This window comes from Granulicella sp. S156 (assembly GCF_009766105.1).
Lineage (GTDB): Bacteria > Acidobacteriota > Terriglobia > Terriglobales > Acidobacteriaceae > Granulicella.
The window spans coordinates 407,917-427,787 of sequence record NZ_LMUH01000025.1 but is presented as its reverse complement, the minus strand read 5'-3'; the positions used below and the strand labels follow the sequence as shown (position 1 = coordinate 427,787).

12 protein-coding genes are annotated in these 19,871 nt (G+C 54.3%); 11 read left to right on the top strand and 1 reads right to left on the bottom strand.

The window, feature by feature from the left end; genetic code table 11:
- Positions 1–114: 114 nt before the first annotated feature.
- The 7 genes from GSQ91_RS20540 (at position 115) to GSQ91_RS20510 (ending at position 8,946) form a co-directional block, all read left to right on the top strand.
- Entirely contained in the window at positions 115–2,502 is a 2,388-nt protein-coding gene (locus tag GSQ91_RS20540) for a TonB-dependent siderophore receptor (protein ID WP_371417134.1), read from the top strand.
- A 54-nt stretch (positions 2,503–2,556) separates the two neighbouring features.
- Positions 2,557–3,717, top strand: coding sequence for a PepSY domain-containing protein (locus GSQ91_RS20535; RefSeq protein WP_158823615.1), 1,161 nt, complete (start codon positions 2,557–2,559; stop codon positions 3,715–3,717).
- Complete coding sequence (locus GSQ91_RS20530) at positions 3,714–3,920, top strand: hypothetical protein (RefSeq protein ID WP_158823614.1); 207 nt, start codon at positions 3,714–3,716, stop codon at positions 3,918–3,920. Before GSQ91_RS20535 ends, GSQ91_RS20530 begins: the two co-directional genes overlap by 4 nt.
- Before the next feature lie 311 nt (positions 3,921–4,231).
- On the top strand, positions 4,232–5,593 hold the full coding sequence (locus GSQ91_RS20525; RefSeq protein ID WP_158823613.1) for an APC family permease: 1,362 nt from the start codon (positions 4,232–4,234) through the stop codon (positions 5,591–5,593).
- Positions 5,590–6,522 (top strand): carbohydrate kinase family protein, encoded by a 933-nt coding sequence (locus tag GSQ91_RS20520; protein WP_158823612.1) that lies wholly within the window; start codon positions 5,590–5,592, stop codon positions 6,520–6,522. The genes GSQ91_RS20525 and GSQ91_RS20520 overlap by 4 nt, the downstream gene beginning before the upstream one ends.
- Before the next feature lie 14 nt (positions 6,523–6,536).
- Entirely contained in the window at positions 6,537–7,490 is a 954-nt protein-coding gene (locus tag GSQ91_RS20515; RefSeq protein WP_158823611.1) for an alpha/beta hydrolase, read from the top strand.
- Between the two features lie 241 nt (positions 7,491–7,731).
- The gene (locus GSQ91_RS20510) at positions 7,732–8,946 is read left to right on the top strand and encodes an ROK family transcriptional regulator (RefSeq protein WP_158823610.1); all 1,215 of its coding nucleotides are present in this window, start codon (positions 7,732–7,734) and stop codon (positions 8,944–8,946) included.
- A gap of 308 nt (positions 8,947–9,254) precedes the next feature.
- Here GSQ91_RS20510 and GSQ91_RS20505 read toward each other — a convergent pair whose 3' ends face one another.
- Positions 9,255–9,632, bottom strand: coding sequence for a hypothetical protein (locus GSQ91_RS20505; RefSeq protein ID WP_158823609.1), 378 nt, complete (start codon positions 9,630–9,632; stop codon positions 9,255–9,257).
- A 143-nt stretch (positions 9,633–9,775) separates the two neighbouring features.
- Between GSQ91_RS20505 and GSQ91_RS20500 the strand changes: the two genes are divergently transcribed.
- The 4 genes from GSQ91_RS20500 to GSQ91_RS20485 all read left to right on the top strand — a co-directional run bounded on the left by GSQ91_RS20500 (position 9,776) and on the right by GSQ91_RS20485 (position 19,484).
- Entirely contained in the window at positions 9,776–11,911 is a 2,136-nt protein-coding gene (locus tag GSQ91_RS20500; RefSeq protein ID WP_158823608.1) for a glycosyl hydrolase family 18 protein, read from the top strand.
- A 285-nt stretch (positions 11,912–12,196) separates the two neighbouring features.
- A complete protein-coding gene (locus GSQ91_RS20495) occupies positions 12,197–15,667 on the top strand; it encodes a carboxypeptidase-like regulatory domain-containing protein (RefSeq protein WP_254064757.1) in 3,471 nt (1,156 codons plus the stop codon).
- Between the two features lie 116 nt (positions 15,668–15,783).
- Positions 15,784–17,835 (top strand): beta-N-acetylhexosaminidase, encoded by a 2,052-nt coding sequence (locus GSQ91_RS20490; RefSeq protein WP_158823606.1) that lies wholly within the window; start codon positions 15,784–15,786, stop codon positions 17,833–17,835.
- Between the two features lie 446 nt (positions 17,836–18,281).
- Positions 18,282–19,484, top strand: a complete 1,203-nt coding sequence (locus tag GSQ91_RS20485; RefSeq protein WP_254064756.1) for a carbohydrate porin — start codon at positions 18,282–18,284, stop codon at positions 19,482–19,484.
- Positions 19,485–19,871: the final 387 nt, after the last annotated feature.

Below are 19,871 nucleotides of genomic sequence, written 5' to 3'. Positions count from 1 at the left end.
AGTTTCATGCGGTGTCTCTTAGTGAGGCGCCGCAGAAGGCCATAAACAACAGCTCCGAGGAATGCCTCAAGCATGAGGTGCGCGTGACCCTCTCCAAGGCTGCATTTGAAAGGTATGTTCGCAATGTTCTTTTGGTTGGCTCGATCCGTCCCCGCGTTTGTTTTGCTGTCTGCTTCATGGATGTTGGCAGAACACGCCGCACCTCCCGTACCGGGCGACGGATGCACCGTACAGTCTGATCGTCCAGCGCACACATTAACAGGCAGTGTCGTTGATGCCTCAGGCGCGAGAGTGCCCTCCGCAACCGTAAAGGTCACTTGTGGGGCTTACAGCAGAGCAGCGCAGACCGATGCAACCGGCACCTATGCCTTGCAACTTGTCCCTGGTGCGTATGTTCTTGAAGTTGTAGCAGAGGGCTTTGCCACGAGCCGGCAGCGTGTCGTGTTTGATTCCTCGGACGTACAACGAGACGTCACGCTTGCGGTTGGATCTTCGAACAGCACCGTGACTGTCAGCGCTTCCATCGGGTATGTGGCTGCCGAGAGTTCTGTAGGAACGAAGACGCAAACCCCGCTGCTGGAAACGCCTCAGGCCATCTCCGTCGTCACACAGGATCAGTTGACGGCACAAAATGTGGAGAGTGTTGGTGCGGCATTGCGCTATAGCGCCGGAATCAATGGCGAAGCGTATGGCGGCGCAGACCAGCGCATCGACTGGTATGTGGTGCGAGGCTTTACAGATACGGCTCCTCTGCTGGATGGGCTTTCGACATATACGTACTACACTCTGCTCTCTCCTAAACTCGAGACCTCGGCCGCCGAACGGGTCGAGATACTGCGTGGTCCCTCGTCCACTTCCTACGGAGCTACGTCACCCGGTGGAGTCATTAATGTCATCAGTAAACGTCCTCATGTTGAGCCGCTCTATTCCATTGGGCTGGAGTCCGGCAGCTTCGGGAGGATTGAAGGCTTCGGCGACTTTGGTGGGGCTGTGGGGGCGGCGAACAAGTTGCTCTATCGGGTAAACGGATTTGCGCGCGGTGGAGGAACGCAGGTAGATCATGTCAACGATCATGGATTCTATCTCGCACCTGCTCTGACGTGGCAGCCCACGGAGAAGACTTCGTTGACGCTGCTCACGCATCAATCGCTTACCGATAGCGGCTGGACATTGCAGTACCTGCCAGCGGTCGGTACGCTCTCGGACGCCTCCTTCGGCTACCTGTCGCGCAGCTTGTTTACCGGAGACCTCGGTTATGACCAGTACCGCCGGACGGAGCATGCGGAAGGCCTGATCCTGGATCATCTCTTCAGCGATAGTGTTCAAGCGCAGATCAATGCGCGCTTCAATCACTCCGGCCTCCTGTACAAGACTCTGATGGGGGCCGGCTTTGAAGCTGATGGGCACACGTTGGACCGGTATGTGTTTGGTGCGCAGGCTCAACTCAATAACTTTGTCAGTGATAGCCACCTTGAGTGGAGCATGCATCGAGGTTCGTTGCGGCAGACATTGCTTGGCGGCTTCAACTACCTGCAGTCGAATGACACCTGGCAGGAGAATGATGGTTCCGATTCAGTCCCATTGGATGTGCTCCAGCCGGACTATCGCCAGACCTTTGTGATTCCAGTTCCGGATTACAGTACCGCGGACGGCGTGAAGCAAACGAGTGTATATCTGCAGGATCAGTTGCGATGGAAACGCCTGGGCGTTACCTTGAACGGCCGTGAAGACTGGGCGCGCGTCTTCGAACAAGATCGTATCGAAGATACCTACACGTCCCAGTTACCGAGTCACTTCACCGGCCGCACGGGTGTCACCTATGACATCGCTGAAAGCCTTGTGCCTTACTTCAGCTACACCACATCGTTTCTGCCGAGTCATGGCCTCTCCTTCGATGGCGCAAGTTTCAAGCCGACCACGTCACAGCAGTTTGAAGCAGGTATGAAGTACAAGCCGACCAGGCTGAACGCTCTATTTACCATCGCCGCCTACAACCTCACTGAGCAGAATGTAACCACCATCGATCCGAACCACCCGAACTTCAGCGTTCAAACGGGAGAGATTCGAGTGCGTGGTCTTGAGCTCGAATCGAAGATCAGCCTGCCGGGTGGGATAGACGCAACGGCGTCTTACAGCTATCAGAGCCCTGAGGTCACGAAGAGTAATGACCTCGATCTGGGAAAAGCGCCGATCAATGTTCCACGCAACCTCGCCAACGGATGGCTTGATAAGACGGTGCATGGCGGACGTTGGAACAATGTCGGTTTCGGCGGAGGCGTTCGTTTCACAGGCTACAGGTGGGGAGATACGTATAACACGCTCGGTGTCCCGAAGAACACGCTCGTCGATCTCGCGGCGCATTACTCGCTGGAACACTGGAATATCTCGGGAAATGTTACCAATCTGGTTGGCACGAGATACATCGCAACTTGCGAGAACACCAGCCGCTGCGTCTATGGGCAAACCAGATCCATCTTCGCCAAGGTGAACTACCAATGGTAGACAGACCACACAGCATTCTCGGCAAGGTCGATTTCAAGGGTTAAGGAGATGAAGATGCTGACCGCTCAAAAAGTACGTACGTGGTACCGCATCCATAAATGGACGAGCCTCCTCTGCACGGCGTTCCTGCTGATGGCGTGTGTCACAGGCTTGCCGCTCGTCTTCTCGGATGAACTGGAGACGGTTCTTGCACCACACGTTGCACCCTCGCCGGCACTCGCCGGAGAGCCTGCTGCGAGTCTCGATCGAATGGTCGTTGAGGCACAGGCCAAATTTCCGTCGCTTCATCCCTTTGGGCTGTTCTGGGATGATGATGAACCGCGCATCTTCGTCAACATGAGCCCCTCCGCCGCTCCAAAGCCTGGCGAGATTCGACAGGTCATCTTCGATGCGCACACCGGGCGGCTGCTTGAAGTTCCAAAGGATAGCTTCGACCTGATCGAATTTCTCCTGCGCCTGCACAGCGAAATGTTTCTTGGTCTTCCCGGCGAGTTGGTGATGGGCGTGATGGCATTGTCTTTTATCGTTTCACTTATCTCGGGAGTTTTGGTCTACGGTCCGTTTATGCGGCGTCTGCGCTTCGGTACCTATCGTGGCGAAGCTGCGCCGAGAACACGCTGGTTCGATCTGCATAATCTGCTCGGAATCGTCACTCTCACCTGGGCGCTGGTAGTTGGTGCGACAGGAGTGATGAATGCTATATCGGAACCTCTCTTCGGGCTTTGGCGTGCCCAGACCCTGCCGCAGATTCTCGCTCCGTACCATGGCAAGCCCGTGCCGGCGCACTTCGGGTCGATTGATGCTGCGGTCGCGCAGGTCTCCGCTGCTTTGCCGCAGTCTGAACGCAATTCTGTGCTCTTTCCCAATGAGGTCTTGGGCAGTCCTCGGCATTACATCGTCTGGAGCAAAGGGAAGACCCCTGTAACCTCACGGCTCTTTACGCCAGCGCTGGTCGATGTAGAGACCGGCGCCTTGACTGTCTCCCATGGTTTGCCCTGGTATCTGCGCGCTCTGGAGGTCTCACGGCCTCTCCACTTCGGAGACTACGGCGGACTGCCGCTCAAGGTCATCTGGGCGCTCTTTGACCTGGCACTGATCGTTGTGCTGGTGAGTGGCGTATACCTTTGGCTCTCCCGCCGCAGAACCCCGGTCGAGAAAGAACTGGACCGGCTTGTGAGTCTGGAAGAACAGCAGGTAGGAGTTCTGGCGCGATGAGTCAGCCCTTTCCGTTTCGCAAAGTCTATGGACCGGCGATCGTCATCGCCGGTATCACGTTGGGGGGACTGCTTTCGGCGCTTTTTGGAGATGGCGTGTGGGATGAACTGTCTTGGGTTGCCCTGGCTTTACCGCTTGCCGTACTTGTATGGAGTTATAGCTTCGGCAGGAAGGTTTCGAATCGAACCCGGGGTGTGAGGTAGGGAAGGTCACTGATGGGCCTGCGCCGCTGGAAGCCCTGTCGGTGGCCCAAAGAGTAGGTGTCTGTGCTCTACGACCGTTCGTAAAACAGGGGGATTACGGACAAAACAGAGTTTCGTGCTGTCTGCGTGAAAGAAATGAGTCATGCGCGGAGGCAATAGGGGGCGCGGCGAAGAAATCTGTTGCTGAAGGTGCGTTGTTCTTTGCAGTCGTAACCCATCTCAAAGCTACTGGCAAAACTTCTTAACGACTATTGACAAAGACTCCTTGTCACCCGATACTTGTCTATATTCATGGTGATCCGGAGCCTCTCATGCGGGCCGATATAGCAGTTGCAGAGGACAATTCGGGTCAACGGATGGGAATCCTCGGAGCCAGCACCTCGAACATGCTCAACATGATCGGGGTGGGACCTTTTCTGAGCATCCCTCTTGCGCTGGTTGCAGTGCATGGGTCAAAGGTCTTGCTCCCCTGGATATTGGGTGCAGTGATCTCGTTGTGCGATGGTTTGGTATGGGCAGAGTTAGGGGCAGCTATGCCTTTCTCTGGTGGGCCGTATTTCTATCTGCGGCAGGCATTTGGTGCGGAGTCTTATGGCAAAGTGGCAAGTTTTCTAGTGCTTTGGTCCTCTGTACTTACTGCGCCTCTTTTGATTGCCTCCGGGGCAGTTGGTTTTTCGCAGTACTTTCATTATCTTTGGCCGGTCCTTAACGATGTCGGTCTTTGCGCACTGGCGATGGCCGTTTGTCTCATTAATGTCGTGCTGCTCTATCGCCGGATCACTACGATCGGCGCTATCTCAATTGGTCTTTGGATATTGGTCGTTGGAACGATCGTCTGGATCATCATAGCGGGCGCAACGCACATTCCAGCGGCCTTCAGGGGGCAGATGAGCGGTGGTTATCCTGTCCTGGACGGCTATTTCTGGAAGGGTGTGGGGGCCGCGACTCTGATCGCCGTCTATGACTATGCCGGTTACTATAACGTCTGTCTGATTGGCGGGGAACTGAAGCGTCCTGAACGCACGATCCCATACTCGATCATCGTTTCCATCCTCCTGGTGGCTGTTCTCTATATAGCGATGAACCTTGCCATTCTGGGGGTATTGCCCCTTCAGCAAAGCATGCACTCCAACGCGATCGTAGCGGATTTCATGCAGACTGTTTACAACGTCAAGTACGCGAGGGTGGCAGATGTGCTCATCCTGGTTGCGTCCTTCGCTTCGGTATTTGCGATTCTTCTCGGCTTCTCGCGCATTCCATTTGCTGCCGCAAAACAAGGAGAGTTCTTTAGCGTCTTCGCGAAGGTGCATCCGACCAAGGATTTCCCGCATGTTTCGCTGCTTATCCTTGGCATTCTTTCCGCATGTGCCTGCATGCTCAGTCTTAATACGCTCATTAGTTTAGTCATTGTCATTCAGACAATGGTCCAATTTCTCGCTCAGTGTGTTGCCGTGGTTCTATTGCGCAGGCGTCATATTGAAGAGGGCAAGCTTACATTTCGTATGCCGTTATATCCCTTGCCGGCGGTGATCGCTTTTATAGGATGGCTTCTTGTTCTTATCTCCAGCGGCGCAAGAAATATATTTCTCGCTTTTGCTGCAACGTTGGCAGGGATAGCAACTTTTCTTTATAAATCACGCCAGGAACAAAGCTGGCCTTTTGAAACCTTATGACTAAACGCTGGAATATCGCCGTAGTCGGCGAAGTATATGTCGACCACATATTTACTGATTTCGATCACGTCCCATTGCCGGGAGAAGAGGTCTTCGCGGAGCAGTATCGACGTGAGGCCGGAGGCGGCACTGTCAACACCGCTTGTGCGCTGGCTCGTCTTGGAAATCACTCATCCCTCTTTGGCGTCCTGGGCAAAGATGAAGAGGTGTGGCTTAGATCGAGGCTTCGTTCGTTTGGAGTGAATGCTGAGCATGTCCACTCCTCTGAGTTGCCGAATGCACTCACGGTAAGCATGTCGACAACCGTAGATCGCAGCTTCTTAAGCTATGCTGGAGCGAACCGAATTCTGGAAAAGTACGTGGCTTTGCCCGAGACGCTTGCTGCTCTTTCTCATGCCCAGCATGTCCATTTTGCGATGCCACTAGAAGCGAAGCTCGCAAAAGTATTGCTGCCTGCTCTGCGATCTGCCGGTTGCACTCTTTCGATCGATCCGGGGTGGCGTAAAGATTGGTTTCTGAGTTCTGGAAGCCTCGATGTATTGCGTATGGTCGATCTGTTTTTGCCGAACGAAAGTGAAGCGCAGCTATTGACGGGGCATACGGATCCAGAGCAGATGCTGCGTGCCTGTATTGAGTTAGGGTTGGAAAATACCATTGTTAAGCTGGGTTCCCGCGGGGCAGCCGCTTTTCAGCGCGATCGCCTATACACAATGGTGCCGCCGGATGTTCGGGTTGTAGATACAACCGGTGCTGGCGATGCTTTTGACGCTGGCTTCATCGACGCGTGGTTGTCCGGCGCCGATATCGAAGAGCAGTTATGGAGAGCTTGTATCTGCGGGTCGCTCTCTACCCGTGAGCGTGGCGCACTTACCGCTCTGCCATCCCGCGAAGAGATGCTGGATGTCGTACCGGAGAAATCTATCTTCTAATTCTTGGAGGGAGAATGTCGAACCTACCGATGGATCCTGCGTTCGCATCACTTGCCAAACATCCAAGAGAGATTCTTCGGGATGCCCGTGTTGTGCGCGAAGCGATGACTGCCGCGCGGCAGGGGGCGAAACCGTGGTTGTCAGATTTCGGTCTTGAGGTAGAAGACTTCTTTGTTCTGCCCGCTGATGGTGAGAAGATCCAGATCCCCGTGCGCATCTACCGCCCAAAGAATGCGGCAGGTGCGTTGCCTGCACTGCTTTACCTTCATGGGGGAGGATTTTTTTGCGGCGATCTCTTCTCCGAGGAGTTGCAATGCGCTCATTACGCTCTTCACGCACAGTGTGTCGTCGTATGTGTTGAGTACAGGCTCGCTCCCGAGGAACCATTTCCCGCTGCGCTCACGGACTGTTACCGAGTGCTTGAATTTCTTTGGGAGGAGAGCCGAACGCTGAATCTGGATCGCGGCTTTCTTGCTGTAGGAGGATCCAGTGCGGGGGCCAATCTCGCTGCGGCCATAGCGCTTCTCGCACGCGACCGGGGCGGTCCAAAGATCTGTTTTCAAATGCTCCTGATTCCTGCCCTGGACGACCGCCTCGAGACACCGTCTGCACGTGAGTTTACAGACGTTCCGGATTTTGCAAGACCAGAGGCTGAGACGATGTGGCGTTGGTATCTGGGCGAAAACATTCCCAATGTCTCGCCGTACGCGGCACCGGCGCGAGCTGAGGATCTATCGAATCTGCCTACGGCGTATATTCTCTGTGCCGGCCTTGATCCTTTGCGCGATGAGGGGCTCAACTATGCCCGCCGCCTGACGGAGGCTGAAGTGGCTGTTGAGCTTCATCTGGTACCATCCATTCCTCATGGCTTCGCCAGCATTCCATCCGCGGCGATCTCAGAGCGTTTGTTGAAGGAACAGATCGAGGTGCTGCGAGGCGTATTTCACCCAATGCGTAGTGGTTTGTGAGCCCGGTGGACGTTTTTGAGTAGCCTGCATGATGTTTGCTTAGAACTTTTGGTCATAACTGTTTCTCAATACAAGTCAAGGACCGTTGCAGAAAAATCCTTGCTGGCAAGTATCATTTGTAGCGTGTTCAATCGGTTGTTATTCACCATCGCTCTTTTCGTGGGGAGGTAAAGTGGCTTTAGGGGCAGCGATCGCTCCTATGGTGGAAGTGTAGAATTTCTAGAATCATCAAGGCGGCAGAATGAGTAAAAATCCGATATTGATAGGCAGTCCAGCACTGATGCGCCAAACCAATGCGCGCACAATTCTGATGTTGTTGAAGAATCTGGGCAATTGCTCGCGCGCGGACCTTGTTCGTGAAACGGGTATGAGCGCTCCCACTGTTGCGAATGTCATCTCTGATCTCAATGATCTCGGTTTGATTGAGTGGATCGGGGAGGGAACGTCGAGCGGTGGCCGCAGGCCGGATAATCTTCGCTTCAAGGCGGACTATGGATGCCTTGCCGGCGTCGATATTACGGTAGATGCCCTCCGCATATTGTTGACCGATCTGAACGGAGTTCTTCTCGAGGAGCAATACGAACCTCTGCCGAAGGATGCGCGCAATCCGAATGCGGTGATCGAGGTGTTGCGCGTTTCACTGAAGGCACTCATGCAGAGACATGGTTTGCCGTGGAAGAAATTGCTTGCCATGACGGTGGGCGTGGCAGGAATCACGAATGCTCGAGATGGAATTATCGTCTCCGTCGGTGATTTAAACACCTGGAGAGATGTTCCTTTGCTGGACATACTCAGGAAGCAATTTTCATGTGCTCTATTCGTGGAGAATGACACCAATCTTGCTGCGATTGGCGAGCACTTTCGTGGTGTTGCCCAATCCGAGGAAAGCTTTATCTTTATCCTGGTCACGGCTGGATCGGGTGTTGGTGCCGGCATCTTTGTGAATGGGCAGATTGTGCATGGATCGAGTTGGGCGGCTGGAGAGATCGGTTATCTTCACGTTCCCAATATCTCCAGCGTGCAGCCATCCTTGTATGAATTTGGCCAGCTCGAACAGGTGCTAGGTGGCCCTGGCATCCTAAAAAGCTGGAATGCTGTCAGCGGTAAATCCGGAGTGACGGAAAAGATCCACAAGGCAATTGGCGTGCTTGATCTTGCGTTGAACGGTAATTCAACCGCACAGAAGGTCGTTCATCAGCGTGCTCGACTTCTCAGGGATGTTGTTCTGAATCTCTCACTTACCTTGAATCCCAGCCTTTTTGTGTTTGGAGGAGATATTGGGGCCCACCCGGCGTTGCTGGAGCCGACGGTGGAAATGCTTCGCAAGAGCGAAATTGCTGTTGCGCGAGTGTTGCCAAGCAGCCTTGGAAGTTCAGCCGTCGTATGGGGTGCCGTCGCCGTCGCGATGCGAGATGCAGAAGAAAAGCTATATCGCTACCAGGCCCATCATGGATGAAACTGCACTTTCTGCACGTTTGTATTCGGATGTATTTTGTCTACTTCGCAACCAAGTTAGATAAAGACAATCCTTTGTCTGCATATCGTCGTCGATCCCGTATTCATGCAGTGCCTGATTGATTGTTCTTGTGGCCTGTCAGGGTTACGGTGCTATCGACGAAGTGAAGCCGGTGTTGAGTGCGATGTGTAGAATTTGGAAGCGCAGTGGTTCTCGGTTCGCAGCCTGGCAGGGCAGTCCTGTCTTACAGGCAGGATTCTGGAGAACGTGTTGATTTCCTCAGGCAAGCGCGTGGTCGAACCGTGCTGTTATGAGTGCTCCAGCGTGCTGTCAGCAGTCGTAACTTCTTGAGCGAGTGGAGGATCGGCGCATTTGTATTCACGGGCGGTCTTGTAAGCACAAAGACGAAAAGAGCCGGTTAGGCTATCGTGAAAATCCTGTTGACCGACCTTGATTCTAATGATACGTTCATAAGTATCTTTTTGCACCCAGGTTTTAATGTCTTGTTTCGGGTGGGTGTCGCAGGAAAAGTTTTTTGCGGCTAACTCACTTTCGGGCTGCGCATTTCGTTTTGTTCCATCGATACACCCATGGAGGTCTCGAATGTAACGAATGTCGAATCGCTTTCTGCCCGTGCTTTTGGTTGGCATTGTTCTGGGCACGTCAATTGTGCCATTGATCCACACTTCTACTTTCTTCTCTCACGGCCTTATCACGGGTTCGCTCGCAGGTTCTATCTCAGATTTGTCTGGCACGACCATAACCGAGTTCCCAAACTCTTAACCGCGGGCGGGCGGGGAACATGCCCCTCCGAATTCAAGGTGACCTGATGAAACGTGCTCTTCTTTCTCTCTTACTGCTCTCTGGTCTGATCGCGCTCATGATCCCCAGAACAGCATCGGCCCAGACCGCATGCGCCACTGCATGGAGTTCCACAGCTGTCTACACAGCTGGTATGACCGCAAGCCTGAGTGGCGAGAATTACGTCGCCAATTGGTGGACGCAAGGGCAAAGCCCGGCTACCAACAGCGGCGGGTCCGGCTCTGGCCAACCCTGGACCGCGACCGGAACTTGTTCAAGCTCAACCTGTTCGACCGTGCCAGCTGTACCGACTGGATTAGGGGCCTCTGGAACAACTAGCTCCGGCACAAACCTGGCTTGGACGGCAGTTACTGCTCCCACAGGTTGCACGGTTAGCTACAACGTGCTGCAAGGCGGCGCTTCGATTGCAACCCCGAGCACAAACTCCGATGTTGTAACCGGCCTTTCCCCCTCGACTACATATAGCTTCACCGTGGAAGCAACAGACGCTGCCGGCACCTCAGCCGCGAGTTCAGCGGCGAGTGTGACGACCTCGGCAAGTTCCTGTGCGGCGGCGCCCAGCGCTCCAACTGGATTGGCGGCCTCCGGCACAACAGCTACCACCACCAATTTGAGCTGGACGGCGGTTACGCCTCCTACTGGCTGCACTGTCAGCTATTCCATCTCCGGCGGCCCTTCGACCTTAACCTCGACCACTGCATCGGATACTGTGAGCGGCCTGACTGCTTCGACCGGCTATACCTTTACGGTCGTAGCCAAGGATAGCGCCGGTACATCGTCTGGAGCCACGGTAAACGTGACGACCTCCGCCGCTAGCAGCAGCGGCACCGCATTTGTTGGCGGATGGTTTGAAGAGTGGGGCACCTACTACGCCAATTCGAACGTTGCAGACCTGCAGAATAATGGCCAGGTCAACGCCCTTACGCATGTCATCTATGCCTTTGCCAAACCGGCTGCGAACGGCAGCACTGTGACTTGCGCGATCGCCGACTCCTATGCCGATTACCAGAAGGTAGTCCCCCAGGTACCTGGCGCCACTGCGGCCGTAGCCCCGTTGCAGGGTAACTTTGGTGCGCTCGTGCAACTCAAGCAGCTCCATCCCAACCTGAAAGTGTTAATCTCCATAGGCGGATGGAACCCACCCACCTACAATCAGCTCTTTGACCTCGCAGCCAGCACGACTGCTCAACGCCAGGCCTTTGTAAGCTCGTGCGTCAGCATGTTTATTCAGGGCAATGTCGCCTCGGGCGTTTCCACCGGTACTCTCTTCGATGGATTCGACATCGACTGGGAGTTCCCGAACGCAAACGACACGGCCAACTACACAGCGTTGATGACTGAGTTCCGCAACGAACTGACCACATTGACGGGAACCACTGGCAAGACCTATCAGTTGCTGGCCGATTTGGCTGCCGGTCCGTCAACACCGGGTGCGGCCGCGGATTCGGGCAACGACGGTGGTTATGACACGATCAATATCTCGGCTCTGTCCGGGGTGTTGGACTACATGAACGTCGATGGCTATAACTACGCCGGAGACTTTTCGAGTGCTACCAATGATGCGTCTCCCTTGTACGACGATCCTGCCAGCCCGCTCTATGGAACAGGATTTACGATTCAGTCGACAGTGCAGTACTATCTCGCGCACGGTGCAACACCAGCCAAATACACCATGGGATTCCCACTCTATGGTGCCGGCTGGGCGGGAGGTTTGACCTCAGCCAACAGCGGCATGTATCAGAACGCAACCGGGATTACAGATCCGACTGGCGCTCTGACTACGAATGGAACTGCTCCGGTTCCTAACCTCAACGGCGTAGGGAATTGCCCGACGGGTGACAACCAGGGAAGTCCGGCGGCAGGATGCGACTTCATCTTGACCGACGGCCTGGCAACCTACCAAACGGTCGAGAACCTGTTGAATAACGGATTCACTTCTACCTACGACTCCACCCGTTGCGTAGCCCGTATGTATGATGCAACCACCGACACGGCATTCAGCTATGACAATCCTACGTCGGTGCAATGCAAGGTGAACTACATCAAAGCCAATGGTTTGGGCGGTGGCTACGTTTGGGCGTTGAAAGACGACGACACCAGCGGATCCCTGACAAAGACCCTGGGAACAGACCTTAACCCGTAAGAACGTTATGCCGGACGGGAAGAATCATCCTGTCCGGCATCTTGGCAAACGAACTTCTAACGAGTTCGACCTTCAGATCGCAACAGATCGCGATCTGAAGGTCGAACAAAACCGCACACGAAGCCGAAGTCATTCGAAAACTACGCCCTTGCGCCGCAAGCAGCAACATTTATGGAGAGCCTCATGATCAAATCTAGTTCTATGTTTTGTACAGAAGTTGCATCCGTTCCGGATGTCTCTGCGAAGAGGGCGAGTTTCAGAAAAGGACGCTCCTGGCTGCTTCTGTTGACGACAATTTTGCTTTTGTTCTCTCCATTGGCGCACGCACAGGAGCTGGCAGGAACCTTTACAGGCACGGTAACGGACAGCACCGGGGCAGTGATTCAGAATGCCAGTATCACGATCGTTCAGAACGGAGTGAATGGAGAGCCTCGCGTAGTCCAATCCAATAGCTCCGGTAACTACACCGCCAGCAACCTTCCTGCTGGTACCTATACGATCACTGTTTCGGATCCGAACTTCCAGACATTCTCGGACCGCAACGTTGTTCTGAATGTGGCACAAACGCGCACCGTGAATGCGCAGTTGAAGCCAGGCTCTCAAAGCCAGACCGTAACGGTGGAAGATAACCCGGTATCTGTAGATACCGAAAGCAGCTCCCAGGCTGGAACCATCTCTGGGACGCAGGTGCGCGAACTCGAGTTGGTCAACCGCAACTTCCAACAGTTGGTTACGCTGCAGCCAGGCGTTGTGAACATGCTCGGTGACTCACCGGGTTTTGGCAGTCTTAATAGCTCATCTTCTATTTCGGTAAACGGTGCACGTACCACTGCCAATAACTGGTCGGTGGACGGTGCGGACATCAATGACAGTGGTGCGAACTCCTCGATAACCAACGTTCCCAGCGTGGATGCCATCCAGGAGTTTACGTTGGAGCGCAGCTCCTACGACGCGAGCTTCGGACGCAGCGGAGGCGGTCAGGTTCTGGTAGCCACCCGCTCCGGCACCAGCTCGTTCCACGGCTCAGTCTATGAATTTGTACGCACGGCGAACACTGACGCAAACTCCTACTTCAATAATCAGGCAGATATTGCGCGTCCTCCCGATCACTACAACAACTACGGCTTCACCCTTGGCGGCCCGCTCTATATTCCACACATTTACAACGAGAGCAAGAAGAAGACCTTCTTTTTCTGGTCGGAGGAATGGCGCAAGGTCACGACTCCTACGCCGAGCAACTTGGCGGCGCCCACAGCGGCTGAGCTTGCGGGCTCGTTTTATGCTGCAAGTGAACCGAATGCGCCCGCTGGCTGCATCATAGGATGGACCCCTAATCCGAATCCGAATGTACCGCCGGGCGGCGGCTCAGGCACTATCAATCCCTCTTGCTTCAGCGCAAACGCCAAAGTGTACTTGGCATCGATTTACACACCAAACGAGGCAAACTCCCCCAGCTTCAGTTCGGCCAACAACTTCACGTACGGTAACCAGATCCAGACTTACCCGGTACTGAATAACTTCCGCCAGGATCTGGTTCGAATCGACCACTACTTCAATGACAAGTGGCATTTCTTTGCACGCGGCATGGAGGACGAGGCTCCCAGTACTTCTCCTACAGGTCTATTCAATGGCCCCAATTTCCCGGGAGTCTTGAATGTCGGTATCAATGCCCCCGGCTACAATGTGGTCGGTAATCTGACATGGACGATCTCTCCAAAGATGGTGAACGAATTGGAGTTCGTCTACGCGCAGGGAACTATCCGCGGATCTCTCTCAGGCCCCGGAAACTCGCCCAGCGTCCTCGCTTCACTAACGAACCAGCAAGCCTATAAAGACCCCTATGGCCGTATTCCGAGCATATCCATTATAGATGGATCCGTTATCGGGGTAGCACAGGGCGCCGCTCCGTATGGGGAGCGCAACCTGGACCGAAACATCTTTGACAACTTCACTGTGACGTTGGGCAATCATACCGTGCGTGCAGGCGTTACAGCTCAGCAGATGTTGAAGACCGAAAACGCTGGTAACGGTGGTCCGAACTTCACCTTCAATACATGGGGAGATTTTCTGCTGGGCAATGTAAATCAGTACACGCAGGCGGATAAGGATGCGGTTCCAGATCTGCGGTTCTGGAATACGGAAGCCTATATCCAGGATGATTGGAAGGCAACCCAGAGGTTGACTGTGAACCTTGGCCTTCGCTGGACAAGGTTCCCCTCGCCTTCAGATGCAAAGAACCTGCTCACGAACTTTGACCCGTTGATCTACCAGGCGGCTCAGGCTCCGGCCCTCGACGGTAACGGAAATTTTGTTGCCGGGCAGGCCTATACCGCAGCGAATTACGCGAATGGATTGATCTTCCCCACGGGTGCCAACTGTGCGGCGGCGCAAGCCATCTCCGCGCAGGCCACCTGCTCTCCGTTTGGCAGTGTCGTGAACCCCACCAACAACTGGAACTTTGGGCCACGTGTCGGCTTTGCTTACAATCTCTACGGAGATGGTAAGACCGTTCTGCGTGGGGGTTTCGGAGAATTCTTCGATCGCACAGCTGATGGTGTCTGGGAACAAAATGCATTCTCCGACCCACCGTTGATACAGACAACGACGATCAACAGCACTTCGTTTGATAATCCCGTAGGCGCCGGTGCCGCTGCGCCCGCGCTCGCACCAAACTCAATAACGGCAACAGGGACCCCCACGTTCAAGGTCCCCTCGTATGCAGCCTACAATCTTTCGTTACAGCAACAGTTGGCCCCTACCACTGTGCTTGAGATTGCCTACGTTGGCACAATCTCCCGGCACATGCAGGGTGAAGTTGATAACAATATACCTACACTGGAGACGCGTGAGGCAAATCCGGATGTGCCTCTCAACAACATTCGCCCCTATCTCGGCTATTCGTACTTCAAGACCAGGGTACCGGGCTTTACGGCCAACTATAGCTCGCTGCAGGTATCGCTGAATCATCGGACGACGCGCGACCTGACGCTGGGCCTCTCCTATACCTGGTCCAAGAATATGACGGATTCGTGGAACGATCGCGGTACTGCTGCGCAGGGCGGTCAAAGTGGCTCTCCGGGCACTGCCACCACCTACGTCTATGACCCGAAGCTTGACTACGGCCCGTCCGGGCTGAACGAGCCGCAGATCTTCATCGCCAACTTCGTCTACAAGGATCCGTTCTTCCGTGAACAGCATGGCCTGACGGGTCATGTGCTCGGCGGCTGGGAACTTTCAGGCATTCTCTCCTTCAACTCAGGATTGTCTATAAACGCCTATCAAAAGGTTGACCCGTTTGCCTGCACGACACCGACTTCCAGCGATCCTGCAAGTCCTACCAACCACCTGTGCACGGTGGACAGTCCAGCGGGTACCTATCCCGGTGGTCTGGGGATGGCAACAAACCCGAACCCGGATATCTCTCCTCGTCCCGATCTGGTGGCACCCATTCATATGACCAAGACTCAGAACCAATGGTTCACGACCAGTTCCTTCGCGACGGCTCAAGGCCACTTTGGTGATGGCGGCATTGGAAACTTCTTAAGTCCAGGTCTGGAAAAGATCGATCTGGGTTTGATGAAGAACTTCAACTTCGGCCATGACATCAATCTTCAGATGCGTGCCGAGGCCTTCAACCTCTTCAACCACACAAACTTCTCGATCATAGACCTCGGTCTTGGAGACGCCCAATTTGGACAAGCCACTGCCGCTCGTGCTGCACGCGTTATGCAGTTTAGCGGAAAGCTCTACTTCTAACCCATAACCAAAGCCGTCAGGACGAAGGCCGAAGCGCGAGCTTCGGCCTTCGTCTATAACTGGATGTATCAATTCTTTACATGTAGCCCATGAGGCTCAGCGACAAAGAAGGTGCCATGTTCAAGTCTGTTGTGATGCGTACGAGTTGCTTCAGTTTCGTGCTTTGCTTCATGCTGTTTTCGCGCAACTCGTCGGCACAAGAGTCGGTACAGCTTCCCATCATGCCTCTTCCGGCTGCTGCAATCCCGGGAACCGGAAGTCTGCTGGTCAATCATGGACTGAAGGTTGTATTCGAAGGCTACACCGAGCCGCGTCTGGATCGCGCGCAAACACGTTTTCTCGATATCTTGTCTCGTGAAACAGGGATTCTCAAGGTACCCACCGAGCCTTCTAAGGCAGGGAAGTTTGTTATCAAAACGGCCGGCCCGAGTGCGCCTGTGCAGCAGCTGGGCGAGGATGAGTCCTACCACCTGGAGGTGACCGCAACCGGAGTGCTGCTCTCCGCCCCCAATCCTCTCGGCGTACTGCATGGATTGCAGACGTTTCTTCAACTGGTTCACATTACGCCAGAAGGCTACTCGGTTGCCGCTGTGACCATCGATGACAAGCCGCGCTTTCCCTGGCGCGGTCTGATGATCGATTCCGGTCGGCACTTTATGCCGCTCGATGTGATTCGAGAGAATCTCGATGGCATGGAGGCGGTGAAGATGAATGTCTTTCACTGGCACCTCTCCGAAGACCAGGGCTTCCGGATTGAGAGCAAGACCTTTCCTCTGCTGCAGGAAAAGGGTTCCGACGGTCTGTACTATACGCAGGATCAGGTCCGAGGCATTCTGGAGTACGCTCACGACCGCGGCATTCGCGTCATTCCGGAGTTCGACATGCCGGGTCACGCAACAGCGTGGTTTGTCGGATATCCGGATCTAGCGAGCGGCAGTGGACCGTACCAGATCGAACGTCACTGGGGAGTCTTTGATCCAGCAATGGATCCCACCCGTGAAAGCACCTACCAGTTTCTAGACAAGTTCATCGGCGAGATGACCGCCCTCTTCCCGGACGCCTACTTCCATATCGGTGGAGATGAGTGCAACGGTAAGGAGTGGGATGCGAATCCTCGTATCAAAGAGTTCATGCAAGGCCATCACATTAAGGATGACGCCGGCCTTCAGGCCTACTTCACCGGTAGGGTACAAAAGCTCGTTACCAATCATCACAAGATCACGGTGGGTTGGGACGAAGTATTACAGCCTGACACACCTCGCGATGTCGTGATTCAGTCGTGGCGTGGGCAGGACTCTTTGGCGGAGGCCGCGCGTCGGGGCTATCGCGGGATTTTGTCCGCAGGCTATTATGTCGATCTGAATCAATCGGCAGCCGACCATTACGCGGTGGATCCTCTGGTGAACGGCACGGCCACGCTATCTCCTGAGCAGGAAGCTCATATCCTGGGCGGCGAAGCGACGATGTGGACGGAATATGTCACCCCTGAGACTGCAAACGGTCGAATCTGGCCTCGGACCGCTGTCATCGCGGAACGCCTTTGGTCAGCGCAGAGTGTAAAAGATCCCAGTTCCATGTATCAGCGTCTCGACACGCTCTCTCAAAAGCTCGCGTATTACGGCTTGCCTTTCCAAAGCGTCAGCGAGCAGATGTTAAGGCGCCTGAGTGGCTATAACGATCCAGGGCCTCTGAAGGTTCTTGCCAGCGTGGTGCAGCCGCCGCGGGATTATGCTAGAGAAGATTTAAAGTCTTATGATGCCTTTTCCCCTTTGAATCGACTCGTAGATACCGTTCCACCCGAAAGCGAAAAGGCACGGGAGTTTGATGAGCTTGCCGCGCGAATCTCCGCAGGAAAAGCTGCCCCTGGGGATTGGGAGACAGCGCATCGGTGGTTGACGTTATGGCGAGACAACGATGCAGCTCTTCAGCCTTCGCTGGAAAAATCTGACTTGACCGCCGAGTTGGTGCCGGTGTCTCGCAATCTCACTCATGCCGCCACGATTGGTCTGCTGGCTCTCGATAGTCTGCAAAAGAATCAGGCGATAAGTGCAGAAAAGCAGAAGCAACAGCTATCCGAACTCAAGGAGCTTGAGAAGCCTGAGGCTATTCTCTTGGATAGGATTGTCCCCGGCGTCGAATTGCTGGTTCACGCGACAAAGACTCAATAGGGAAGACACGCGTCTATCGAAGGCCTCTCTTCTTTCTATAGAGCTTATTCAAGGATGACCGCGGGATAGAAATCGGTATAAAGTGTCTGGGCAGGCACACGTTCCGGCAAGACTAGAGCCGAATCCCTATTACTATCCCCCGGAGAGAGCTGAGCAGCGGCACTTTTCTTGGGGAAAAGTGCCCTTCAGATGATCGCCACTGGGTACATCTATAGGGATTCTGCTCTATCGTTCGATGCTCGATGGCTGCAACGCTCCGATTGGGTTAGTGAAACTCGATGTGCAGTCTCTACGAGCTCTCGAAGTTGGACCTCCGCCATGTGGCACGCATTCTGGCGTGTGTGGCGCTAATTGCGGGTTTTCTTGCAGCGCCGCGGTATGCATCGTCACAGATCGGATCTGGCGCTCCGGACGCTTCAGCGCGCGTTCAGGTACAGAGACAAGCTATGGCTGGGCAACAAAATCAGGTTGCAGTCGAACACTCTCCGCCTCAACCATTCCCCGGGCAAGCTCTCGATCAGGACTCAGCGGTGTTGGCAAAGGTACCGGCGGATCCTCTTTTTCTGCGGGATCCATTTCGCCCTGCGTTGGTTCCCGTCGACATGATGTTGAACGACTTCCGCAGGATAAGGCGGGTTAGTTTCGCTGCGACCTACACCATTGTGAATCAATATGCGACCGAGACGCCCGACGGCGTGCGGCACAACTGGGCAACAGCAAGGTTCGACCTTGCAGGTGGATGGAAAGCCTACGACCATGGCGGGAACGCTGGGACATTCAGCCTATTGGTGCGGTCTGGCGAGAATCTCGGCGTTAGCCAGAAGTTCAATCTAAGCGATCAGCTGGGCTCCGGATTGGTCTTGAACTGTCTGCCAGGCGGAGGGCCGCAGGAACCGATCACGCTCAACATCCTCTACTATCGCCAGGATTTTTATCAGAAGAAGATGGCGTTCTATATAGGTAAGATTCACCCCAATGAATTCATCAGTCTAAGTCTCTATAACAATGATGAGCGCACCCAGTTTCTAAACGCCGAAAATGACGGGAACCTTACGATTCCATCGGATGGAACCTATGCAGGCGGTGCCGCACTCGAGTATCAGGCGACGCCACACATTTACATCCATGCTGTCACGGTCGATACCGAAGGCGCCCAGCAGAGAAATCTCAAGACATTGGTCGACAAGAAGTACATGAATGCGATCGAGCTAGGTTGGAAAGAGGGTGCCCCGACTCAGCAGGAGCATCTCTTCCGGTTTCTGGTGTGGCGAGACGATACGGCTACGCTGGGAAGTGGAGCGGGTGCGGGATTCGGTTCCGATTACGAACTCAAAGATGGGTGGGCTCCATTTGGGCGTCTCGGGGTGGCAACAGATACAGGTTCTTCGATCAAGAGAGTCTTTGACGCAGGTATCGTGCACGTACGGCCATTTGGGCGCCGTGGAGACATGTTTGGAGCTTCGATCAACATCACGGACCCAAGCCATGGTGCCAGGCACCATGAGAGCCTCTTCGAGACGTTTTACCGAGTGAGGCTGACGCAGAGCATGGAGCTGGGACCCGATCTCGAAGTTTCGGTGCACCCTACAAATGCTGTCAAGGAGTACACAACGGCGTTGCTGGGTCTGAGGTCGAGAATCATCTTTTAGGCGTATGTCATCAAATTCGGCGGTTCAGGCTATGGATGAGGGACGCGGTTGAAAGTCCAGGTTTTGTTTTGAAGGGACTGGGACCTGACCCATGTTGATCGCCGTTTCACTATCTGTAGTCTCAGATCTTCCTGCTCAACTATGGACAACTCTCATATTCAGCGAGAGGGAATGCCTGATTACTCAATTGGGAAGCCGTAGGACTGCGTGTGCTGTGTAGCCCACAAGGTTTCATGTAACACAATGATTCTAAATAAGTGTTTACCGTAAACAGGTTTCATAGACGGTAAATTAACCTTGTTTCCGTTCGGTTCGGCAATTTACTACGAATAGGTTTTGATTGTGGATGCGCGGTCGTTTCCCAACGAGATTCAGTCAGGCCGTTCT